The 9,780-nt window shown below is 68.2% G+C and carries 11 protein-coding genes and 1 tRNA gene; 6 read left to right on the top strand and 6 right to left on the bottom strand.

Annotation, left to right across the window (positions count from 1 at the left end):
- Positions 1 to 90 precede the first annotated feature (90 nt).
- Positions 91 to 489, top strand: a complete 399-nt coding sequence (locus tag ACTWLT_RS30695) for a nuclear transport factor 2 family protein (RefSeq protein ID WP_445321353.1) — start codon at positions 91 to 93, stop codon at positions 487 to 489.
- Positions 490 to 501: 12 nt separating this feature from the next.
- Here the strand turns inward: ACTWLT_RS30695 and ACTWLT_RS30690 are convergent, their stop codons facing one another.
- Positions 502 to 1,719 (bottom strand): FUSC family protein, encoded by a 1,218-nt coding sequence (locus ACTWLT_RS30690; RefSeq protein ID WP_445321352.1) that lies wholly within the window; start codon positions 1,717 to 1,719, stop codon positions 502 to 504.
- Positions 1,720 to 1,927: 208 nt separating this feature from the next.
- Between ACTWLT_RS30690 and ACTWLT_RS30685 the strand changes: the two genes are divergently transcribed.
- Positions 1,928 to 2,995, top strand: a complete 1,068-nt coding sequence (locus ACTWLT_RS30685) for a J domain-containing protein (RefSeq protein WP_445321356.1) — start codon at positions 1,928 to 1,930, stop codon at positions 2,993 to 2,995.
- A gap of 100 nt (positions 2,996 to 3,095) precedes the next feature.
- Here the strand turns inward: ACTWLT_RS30685 and ACTWLT_RS30680 are convergent, their stop codons facing one another.
- Positions 3,096 to 3,653, bottom strand: a complete 558-nt coding sequence (locus ACTWLT_RS30680; protein WP_445321351.1) for a hypothetical protein — start codon at positions 3,651 to 3,653, stop codon at positions 3,096 to 3,098.
- A 116-nt stretch (positions 3,654 to 3,769) separates the two neighbouring features.
- Positions 3,770 to 4,171, bottom strand: coding sequence for a hypothetical protein (locus ACTWLT_RS30675; protein ID WP_445321350.1), 402 nt, complete (start codon positions 4,169 to 4,171; stop codon positions 3,770 to 3,772).
- A 67-nt stretch (positions 4,172 to 4,238) separates the two neighbouring features.
- Here ACTWLT_RS30675 and ACTWLT_RS30670 point away from each other — a divergent pair, with 67 nt between their 5' ends.
- On the top strand, positions 4,239 to 4,706 hold the full coding sequence (locus tag ACTWLT_RS30670; RefSeq protein WP_445321349.1) for a MarR family winged helix-turn-helix transcriptional regulator: 468 nt from the start codon (positions 4,239 to 4,241) through the stop codon (positions 4,704 to 4,706).
- A 53-nt stretch (positions 4,707 to 4,759) separates the two neighbouring features.
- Here the strand turns inward: ACTWLT_RS30670 and ACTWLT_RS30665 are convergent, their stop codons facing one another.
- Positions 4,760 to 6,349, bottom strand: a complete 1,590-nt coding sequence (locus ACTWLT_RS30665; RefSeq protein ID WP_445321348.1) for a hypothetical protein — start codon at positions 6,347 to 6,349, stop codon at positions 4,760 to 4,762.
- 312 nt (positions 6,350 to 6,661) lie between these two features.
- Here ACTWLT_RS30665 and ACTWLT_RS30660 point away from each other — a divergent pair, with 312 nt between their 5' ends.
- From ACTWLT_RS30660 to ACTWLT_RS30650, 3 genes are all read left to right on the top strand, one after another.
- Positions 6,662 to 7,180, top strand: coding sequence for an HAD domain-containing protein (locus ACTWLT_RS30660; RefSeq protein WP_445321347.1), 519 nt, complete (start codon positions 6,662 to 6,664; stop codon positions 7,178 to 7,180).
- Positions 7,181 to 7,613: 433 nt separating this feature from the next.
- Positions 7,614 to 7,958, top strand: a complete 345-nt coding sequence (locus ACTWLT_RS30655) for a hypothetical protein (RefSeq protein WP_445321346.1) — start codon at positions 7,614 to 7,616, stop codon at positions 7,956 to 7,958.
- Between the two features lie 356 nt (positions 7,959 to 8,314).
- Complete coding sequence (locus ACTWLT_RS30650) at positions 8,315 to 9,205, top strand: DUF8757 domain-containing protein (protein WP_445321345.1); 891 nt, start codon at positions 8,315 to 8,317, stop codon at positions 9,203 to 9,205.
- On the opposite strand, the gene ACTWLT_RS30645 is transcribed toward ACTWLT_RS30650, so the two are convergent.
- Positions 9,195 to 9,419 carry a DUF4326 domain-containing protein gene (locus ACTWLT_RS30645; RefSeq protein WP_510182492.1) on the bottom strand — a complete coding sequence of 75 codons (225 nt, stop codon included), beginning with the start codon at positions 9,417 to 9,419 and terminating at the stop codon, positions 9,195 to 9,197. The two genes, ACTWLT_RS30650 and ACTWLT_RS30645, sit on opposite strands and share 11 nt — an antisense overlap.
- A 205-nt stretch (positions 9,420 to 9,624) precedes the next feature.
- A tRNA-Lys gene (locus ACTWLT_RS30640) sits at positions 9,625 to 9,700 on the bottom strand.
- Between the last annotated feature and the right edge of the window lie 80 nt (positions 9,701 to 9,780).

Here is a 9,780-nt window from a genome sequence, read left to right as displayed (position 1 = left end):
CTCACCCCCCGCCCTAAAGGGCGGAGCACTTGCCCGCATCCTGGTAGCACTGGCAGCGACACGCGACGCCGATTCGCTGAGGAGACATCCGTGGACACGCGCGAGGCGGCCCGACGGTGGGCCAGGACCTGGGCGGAAGCCTGGCCGACCAAGGACCTCGAGGCGATCGCCGCCCTTCAAACCGAGGATGGCGACCATTGGGCCTCCCTGTTCCGTCCCTACCGCGGGCGTTCCGGCCTGCGGGCCTATCTCGAGGAGTGTTTCGCAGAGGAGACCCGCCCTGCTGAGGTGTGGTTCGCCGAGCCGCAGGTCGACGGTGATGCGGCGGCCGTCGAGTACTGGGCGGTGATCCACATCAAGGACCACCCGGTCACCATCTCCGGCTGCACCGTGCTGCGCTTCGACGAGGCCGGCCTCGTGGCCGAGGCTCGCGACTACTCCCACGTCAAGGACGGCCAACACGCACCGCCCGCCGGCCTGTTCGCGTGAAGCAACCGTCGTTCAGTCCTGGTCGTCCGGATCCACCGCCCGTCTCACCAGCTGGGCCGCTCTGTCCGAATCGAACCCGCTGGCGATGAGCAGGTCGTGAGCGGCCGTCCGGAACTCACCCACGGCGATCATCCCCGAGTAGCCCAGACGATGGGTGTGCGGCCGGGTTGGGTCCCACGCGGCCTCCCCCTGCGCCTGTCCGATCAGCTCGACGGCCGCCAGGATCTGCTCGCGCGCCTCCCTCGGCTCCGTACCGGCGCGGATCGTGTACCGCAGGGTCTGCACGCTGGTGGCCAGCAGGTCGATGGCCGTGGAGAACTCCTCCGGTATCGGTTCGTCGTCCTTGAGGGCTGTCGTGAGTCGCCGTGCGAGGGATCGGCAACTGTGCAGGCTGCGCTCCAGGTGCCGGACGGCTTCGGTGTAGAAGGCCAGGGAGTTGCGTTCGCGCCACCGCAGTGGCGCCAGCCGCACCACCTCCTGGGCGGCGCTCAGCCCCTCGCCCAGCGCACTCAGGCGGGGATCGAGGTCCCGCAACGTGCGCAGGGTCCGCTCCGCTTCGCCAAGATCCCGAACGCGCAGCGCCCCGGCCAGGTCGTGCATGGCGGCGACCGCCGGATCGAGGACCGGTTCGGCCAGCCGGCGCACTGTCCGCTGCGGGTGGATGGGCACCAACAGCAGACCAACCGCCAGCCCGATCAACCCACCGACCGCGGCGTCGACGAAGCGGGGAATGGACAGTTCCCGCACGGGCGGCTCCAGGGTGGCGATGAGCACCGCCGTGCCGCCGGCCTGGGTGAGCAGCGAACCACCACCCTTGAACAGGATGGCGACGATGATCGCCAGCACGACGACCACCCCGGTCTGCCAGGGCCCGATGCCGAACAGCGGCATGAGCGTGTCACCGACGGCGAGCCCGAGGACCACCCCGGCCAGCAGTTCGACGGTACGTCGAAGGCGTGATCCCATCGAGGCGGCCACGATGCCGACCGCCGTGGTGGGCGCGAAGGTCGGGGAAGAGTTGCCCAGGAACTGGTACGCCACGAACCACGCGATCGCCGCCGCGATACCGGCCTGCACGGCGAGCAGACCGAACAGGCGTAACCGCCAGGCGCGGGCGCGAAGGAGGCGCTGCCCTCGCCTCCGCAGGTCGGCGAAAAATCGCCCAGCCCGGGATCGCGCGTGCGGTGCCGGGGGATCGAACTCGGCTGCCGGCTCCTGATTCGCGGGCACGCGCGCCGCTTACCCGCCGCAGGCGAACCTATCCGGCGGGCAGAGGGGTCGGCTCGTCCCGCCCGTCCTGGGTAGCCCGGCGGCCGCGGCGAGGGGGCAGCGGTGTCCTCCACGCCGGCGCAGTGCTGCGTGCCAACACGCATCGACGACGCTGTTACCATCACCGCCGTGCGCGCGAACCGAATATCCATGAGATCCGGTGGCTGTCATGCTCCCTGACGGACAGGATCCCTACACGATTCTCGGTGTGACGCGTGAATCGTCGGTCGGAGAGATTCGGGAGCGCTACCGGGTTCTCGTGCAGATCTGGCATCCGGACAGGCATCAGTCGAGTCCCGCGAAGGTCCGTGAAGAAGTCACGCGACAAATGCAGCAGATCAACGCGGCGTACAAGCATCTGACAGATGCGCATGAGCGCGAAGCCCGCGCACGGCAGGATCGCGAGCGGCAGACCCGTGAACGCCAGGAACGCGAACGGCGCGACCGCGAACGGCGCAATCGCGAACGGCAGGAACGCGAACGGCAGGATGGTGAAGGCGACACCGGTGATCGCCGGGATCGCCCGCGGGAGAGCCGGGAACACCGGGACCGGGAACGTTACAGCCGCGAACGCCTACAGCGGGAACGCGAGACCCGCGAGCGAGAGCACCCGAGGGCACGGTGGACATATTCGATGTCCACGGATGCTGGCCAGCGGGACACGCCCTGGAGCAGCGCATCAACCATCCACCCGATTGCCATCTCCCTTCGGTCTGGCGAAACCGGGTTCACGCTTCGAGCATATTTCGACGAACAACGGACCGAGGCGGCCTTCCCCGGCGCCCAGAGGCGCCTGCTCCTATTCAGATCCATGGCTTCGATGCGTGCATACCTGGCGAGAACCGAAGCGCACGAGCTTGCCGACATCCCCGAGTGGGAAAGCCTCGTGGAGCAAATAGGCAGCACGGCGGAGCCTGACGACGACCACTGCTACGAGTTCGACCTCATCGCGCACAGCCTGCGGTTTGCGCCAACACAGTGGGTCCCGGAATTGTTCATCACCAACCGTGATCTCATCCGAGAGATCTCGGAGGCGTTCAACCTTGACGACGTGCGGAAACTGCTGACCGTGGGCTCACCCCTGGATCGGCTCGACGACCTGTTTCGGAGCGTCGACAGGCCAATCGCCGGATGGGGCGCCCGTCGCCAGCTTGCTTCTCTGCAAGGAGGGCAGGCCAGCACCGTGTGGCGGAAAGCGATCCGCGGGATCGAAGATCACGTCCGCTGGCTGCGGTGACCTGCGCCAGGCGGTAGCTGCCTACGACGGCAACGTCAGGTCCGGAGCGCGGCGGCCACCCGGAACTCCTGGGCGGGCGCTTGCGCCTTGCGTGGGCCTGTCACCTGCTGTCCCCCGTGGGTGGCGACGGCTGCACCGACGTCTTCGAGGCCAGTCGCGCAGCGAGCCGCTCGTCGAGGTATGCGGCCAACCGCGCGTCCTGGTCCGGGGTCAGCGTCGTACGACACAGGTACCGGGGCTCGCGCTGGTCGGCACAGTCCACCCGGTACGCCTCACGGGAACGGCTGACATGCCGGATCGTCGTCCACGGCACCCGCAGCGAGGCGTGGACGGTGTGCCACTCGATGGCATCGGCGGTGAACACGTACCGCAGGGGCGCCAGGATTTGCGGGTTGCGTCGCAGGTGCAGCGGGCCGTTGATGACCCCGGCGAGGCACCAGACCACTCCGAACGGGAAACCGAACAGCCCGGCGAAGAACCACGCGCCCTCGGCCAGGAACGTACCGAGGCTCGTGACGCACAGCAGCAGACCTGCGACGGCAAACAACCGACTGGTTCGGCTCAGTTCCCGCCGCAGCAACCGCACGAACCGAGCGTCGGGAGTGACCAGCAGGTCGAACCCGTTCTGGAGCCCTGTGTTGCTGAGCCTCTCGCCCACCACCCGCACCCTCGCCGTCTTCAGATCGATCCGTCGACGAAATCTAGACCTTGCCGCGCGACGACGTGGGCCCGCTCTGGCAGATCGAGGGTTGGCTGCCCTGCCCTGCTCCGGCTTCAGGCTGGTGTGGCGGCGACGGGCGATTCGCGGAAGTGGAGCACGATCACGACACCCAGGATGACGATGGCGAGCGGGTCGAACACCAGCGAGATGAGGTTCATGTCGGCTCGCATCCCAGCATCGACGACGGTCAGGGCGAGAAAGGCCGCCTTGGTGATGATGGCGGTCGCCGCCGCCGGCACTCTGGCCGGCAGGAAGAAGGCTCCCCAGATGACGGCCGCGCCGAGAGCCGCCTGCAGCACACCCCTGTGCTGGAGCAGCGCCGTGGTCATGGGGTCGGGATCAGCCAACCCGTAACTGCTCGCCAGTAGTCGCGGCCAGAACAGGGCCAGTGCGGGCGTCGCGGTGATCGCGCCGACGATGGTGAGGATGACACGCGTCTTCATGAGGCTCTCCAAAGTAGAGCAGACTCGCTGATCGTCAGCCTAGCTGATAATCCGTCGAGCTGACGACTAAGCTATGTGCGTGCTCTCTTCCGAAGCCATTTCCTCGACCACCGGGTACCTCCTGCTGAAGTTGGCTGACCTCGCCAGAGCCAGGATGGAACAGGCACTCCTGCCCTTCCGCCTCCGCGGCCGAGACCTACGGGTACTGGCCTTCGTCCACGACGAGGAGCTGTCCCAGCGTGACCTGTGCCGGCAGACGGGGCTCGACCGCACCACGATGGTCGCGGTCATCGACGAACTCGAGGGCAACGGGTACGTCCGGCGCGACCGCAGCTCCAGCGACCGCCGCAAACAGGTCATCAGCATCACCGCAGACGGCCGCACCACACTGTCGGAAGCCCTCACGGCAGTGCGCCGGGCCGAGGACGACTTCCTCGCTGCCCTCCACAAGGACGAACGGTGCCAACTTCACCACCAGTTGTCCCTGCTCTACACCGCCCACGATCCCCGGTGCCAGCCCGACGAGACGCCGGAACCCGGCGTGTAACCACCTACGCGGACCGGGAGGATCTGTTGGTCAGTCCGTTGAGGACCTTTCCGTCAGGGCCGACCTGCCTCGGCCGCCTGGGTGTTCGACCGACGCCGGACGGTCTCCGAGCTCGGTCGCGGGTCACCGTCGTCCCGCCGGCGCTGCCGCGGCCGCGACGCTGATCGTTGCTCGGTGGCCTTCTCCACCACGTCGGGGGCCGCGGGTGGTGTGGTGCGGCTCGCCGCGGCGTTCACCAGATCCGGCAGATCCCGCCCGGCCACCAGGGGTAGCTCTCGCGTGACGTCCGCCGCCGGCACCGGCTCGCCCGCCAGGTCGGCGACTCGGGCGACACCTGCCCGTCCCGTCGCGGTTCGCGGCATCGTTGTCGCGCGGCGGGCCGTTACCGGCGGCACGTCGGCCGGCTCTGCGACGGCGCCTGGCGCGTCCGTGGTCGACGGCGATTCCGCGCGGCTGACAGCCGACCGGCCTGCTGTGCTGCGCGGCGTTCGGCGCGGTGGGGCTGCCGCCGGCAGGAGCGGGGCGAGTTCCGCGTGAAGCGCCGCCCAGTCGGAGGCGCGGGGCGGGTCGGGCTGATCCGTGGTCGAGGTGAGCTGGCCCGCGCCTTCGGACCGCTCCGATCCCGGGCGCTCGGCACCGTCTCCTGCGTGCTGTACGGCGTCCCCGGCCGACTCTGGCCGCACCGGGCCGCCGGAGGCCCCGTCCGCCGCAGGGGTTACGGGGGCCGCGTCCACGAGCGGCTCGGGGCCGTGGGCGAACGGCCGCTCCGGCGCGTCGGCGAGCAGCCGCGCGGCCGAGGCTATTGCGACGGGCTCGGGGTGGCGCGCCCGACGCCACCGCCGGCGGCGGCCAGCAGCCGGCAGGTTCCCGGCCAGCACACGCGCAGGTGCCAGATCGGCGGCGATGAGCGCGGTGAGCCCGTCGTAGTCCGCCTGCTCGGCCAGCCGCAGGGCGATCTCGTCGAGGTCGTACACCGCAAGGGCGATGTCCGCGGTGGTGCCGTCCAGTGCTCGGCTGATCTTGCGGCGCAACACCTTCCTGAGCGCCGCCTGTCGCCGCTCGGCGCGAATCTGCGCGCGGGCCGCGTCGAGCGAACCGTACAGCCCGAGGCCGGGGTCGGCCTTGGCCAACGAGCGGGCGCGGCGGGTCAGCCACGGCTGTCGCAACCAGTGCCCGACCGGTTCGTACCCCGGCGTCGTGGGTGGCAGCTGCTGCCTGGCGCGCAGCCGGTCCCGCCGCTGATTCTCGCTGCTCATCAGCCACACCAGGTAACCGAGCAGCGACATGCCCGCGTAGAAACCACCTTCGAGGTGGTTACTGTGAGCCAGCCAGTTGAAGGCGACCGCGGCGGCGGCGATGCCGGCCGACAACACCCGGGACAGGATCGCCCCTTCGCCCAGTCGACGGCGTACGTCAGCGTTCGCCAGCACCACGACGCCGCCCAGCTCCAACGCCCCAACCGCGGGAAGGGCGACATACCACGGCATGCCGAGCGCTTCCATCGCCCCGGACACCTGGCCACCGAGCGCGATCAGCAGCACGACGACGTAGAACCCGGTGCGCAGCACGGCAACGTGCCGCACCGCCTTGGCCAGCTCCGCGTCCAACATCTCCGGCGGCCCGGCGTCAGACGCCTCGCCCATTGACTTTCCGCCGGTCATCCGAGTCTGGTCCGGTTCCTGGAACACGCCGAGCAGGTTCCTCTCTCACCCCGGCCCCGGCCTGCCCGGCGCCGCGGCCGCCCGACCCGGCGGTGCCGCCGCCGAGTCGTACCAGAGCCGCGCTCCGGCTGCCGGCCGTCGTCCGCCGCATGCTACAAGGTCGCGGACCGAATTGGAGATCTCCGATACCGCGCCGGGACACCGTACCGCCGCGCCTGCCACCCCTCGACATCGCACAGGTCCGCATCATCGGTCAGCTCGGGGGTGCGGGGGTTCAGGGCTAATCTCTGGGCCATGTCCGCCCCCGCGCAGCGTCCGTTGCTGTTCCTTGACGTGGACGGCACCCTCATCCCCGTCGGAACGCCACCAGCGAAGCAGCAGACCCGTCTACCGGTTCGACCAGACGACGCCCATCCACTGCTGCACAGGGTCGAGCCGGAAGACGGCCGTCGGCTGTCCGCCCTGCCCTGTGAGCTCGTGTGGGCGACCACGTGGATGAGCGACGCGAACGACGTACTGGCACCGCTGCTCGGATTACCGGCCCTGCCGGTGGTGGACTGGTCCGACTCAGACGAGGACCACACCCTGCACTGGAAGACCCGCGGCCTGGTCGAGTGGGCTCAGGGCCGCCCCTTCGTCTGGGTCGACGACGAAATCTCCCCTGCCGATCGCGTCTGGGTGTCCGCCCACCACCAGGGCCCAGCCCTGCTGCATCGGGTCGCCCCACGTCACGGACTGACCAAACGCGACTTCACTGTCATCAGCAACTGGCTGGAGCAAGTACACACGCCTCACCCTCCGCCGCTGCCTTGAGGATCATCGGGACCGTCAGGACCGCCTTGCTGGTCACGAGCGCAGCGGAGATTCGTGTCGGAATCCCGCTTGCACGGCAGTGCGGGCTGCTCGCGGGCGGGCCTCCGCGATGAGCGCGTCCGGATCCTTCTCGGGAATGACGACGGATTGGAGCCACAACGGCCCGATAGCGGCAACAGTCGCCAGAAGGCCTTCCCGTGGACGACGGCGTTCGAAGCGGCAGCCCGGATGGCTGGCAAGGGCGCCGGCCGGCAGCACTGACAGCGACTGCGTCCAAAGTGCATCCGCATCGGAAGCCTGAACGAGATCAGACCCTGCGAACACGATCGACGCGGGCGACATTCAAGATCAGCCGGGCAGCCCTGTCGGCAGAACGACACAATAAACGGACTGTTGAGGCATCGCCTTGAGTCGATCCCGTCGTTAAGGCGACATGAACGCCGAAGATGCACAGATCATGGCCGCCGGCAACCGGCTCGCCACCATCGCTCGGGAGATCATCACCGGCGCGGCCACCGGCCAGCGCAGCGACATGTGGTCAATGGTTTATGGCCACCCACGCCCCGACGACCGGGTTGGCATTCCGATCATTCTCGTCAGGGTCCGCGACACCGAGCAGCTCATCGCCGCGTTCACCGAGCAGTACAACACCCTCAACCTGGGCGCCACAGCCGTCATCACCGCGTTGGCGCAGCTGTACGCCGACACCGCCGGCATCAGCGAAGTCGAGGCCCTCGACCGGGCACAAGCGCTCATGCAGGTGGGCTTCGAAATGTGACCAGCGGCAAGCGGCCGCGGCTCGACCGGCGGGCGTGGAGCCGGGCCCGGAAGAAGTGCCGGGCCGCTTGTGGGCCGTCGAGCAGCACTGCTCGGACACCTGCTGCTTATGGCCGAACGATCCGGCAGGGCCGGCTCGTAATGCACACCAGCATGCGCAGCCAGGACCTCCGCTCGGCTTCCCATACGACATCTTCGCGGCCCCAGGCCCACGCTCACCTCGACGCCCCGACGGCGTCGTACACCGCACCCTCAGATGACCTTGAGCGCCAGTCAGGTCGTCCCTGCTGGCGCCCACTTGACTTCGATGCGAAACTATCTATGTAACTCTACGCATGCGGGAAGCCACATCTAGCGATGCTGGTGGTTGCTTTGGGACAGCTTCCGTTGTGGGGACCGGACACCGGCGAGCATCCGGCACCGAAACCAGTCCTGGCACGACCAGCGACACTCCGCCTCCTGATCACAGTGAAGGCGGCACCCAACCCCTCCGCACGCTACGGGGAGACCGTCTGCGTTGGTGCACTGAGCATGGGCCCTCCCTGGACGGGTTGGATTCGGCTCTACCCCATCCACTACCGCGAATTGGACGACGACAGCAAGTTCCACAAGTACGACATAGTCCACCTCAAGGCCCTGCCGGCCAGGCAGGACCAGCGCCGCGAGAGCTGGAAGCCGATCGTGGACACCATCACCACCGAGCGGCACATTGCCAGTCAGCAGTCGCGTCGCAATCTCCTCGATCCACTCGTCGAAGACTCCATGTGCCGGCTCAACAAACAGACGCGCGACGACCCGAGCGCACGATCGATCGCGCTGATTCGCGTGGCCGACATCTCGTCTCTGCAGGTCAAGCGCCATCCCGGCTGGTCGGCGGAGGATCGCAAGAAGATCGCTGGCCACCTCAACCAGCTCGACCTACTGGAACCGGCCAAGCGCAGCCCGCTTCAAGCACCACGCTTCACTGGTGCCTACCGCTATCGCTGCGCAGACCGTCATTGCCGCGGTCACCAACAGACACTCTGGGACTGGGAGTTCGTCGCCTTACAACATCGCCTGAGCCAGCTCACCGACGCGGAGGCTGCGGATCAGCTGAGACACAAGTTCCTCACCCAGCTCTGCGCCGCCGACCGGGACGTCGCCTTCTATGTGGGCAACCAAGCGGCAAGACCGCAGTCCTTCAGCATCGGCGGTGTCTACGCACCGAGACGGTCCATCAATCGATACCGATTGCGCGTCAACCGATGATCTCGGTCAGCACATCAGCGTGGCACGCATCCTCGACGCGGCACCAACACGCCAACTGCTTCCCCGTGAGCTCCCGACGCGCCCGATCAACAAGCGCTGGCTGCCGCACAAGCCACTGCCGGTAGAGACGTAACGCCTCAGCCCGATCGTGCCTTCGAAGGCTGAACGGATTGGCCCAGGGAGAACGTCGCAGCCCGAACCCCTGCCGCCCCACATAGACGGCACCGGACGGCACCACCGGGTGGTAGAGGTCCCCCTGCACGCGAACCCGCGACTGTGCCACCACGGGGCCAGCCTAACTGGCAACGACAGGCATCCGGTTGATGCTCGCCGCCGGCCGGGCAGGCCGGGCCACCCCCACCGCCAGACGCGAAAAGGCCCCGACCCAGTGTGAACCACCAGGTCGAGGCCTTGATCGTTGGTGCGCCGCCAGGGACTCGAACCCCGAACCCGCGGATTAAGAGTCCGCTGCTCTGCCAGTTGAGCTAGCGGCGCTCGTCGGCAACGGAGAGAACATTAGCACCCCGCTGAGCCGGGCTCCAATCCGGTTACCCGGGTCCCCCCTTCGGTCGAGC

Source organism: Micromonospora yongxingensis (assembly GCF_052601155.1).
Note: the sequence above shows the minus strand (reverse complement) of the source record. Positions and strands in the feature narration are given on the sequence as shown.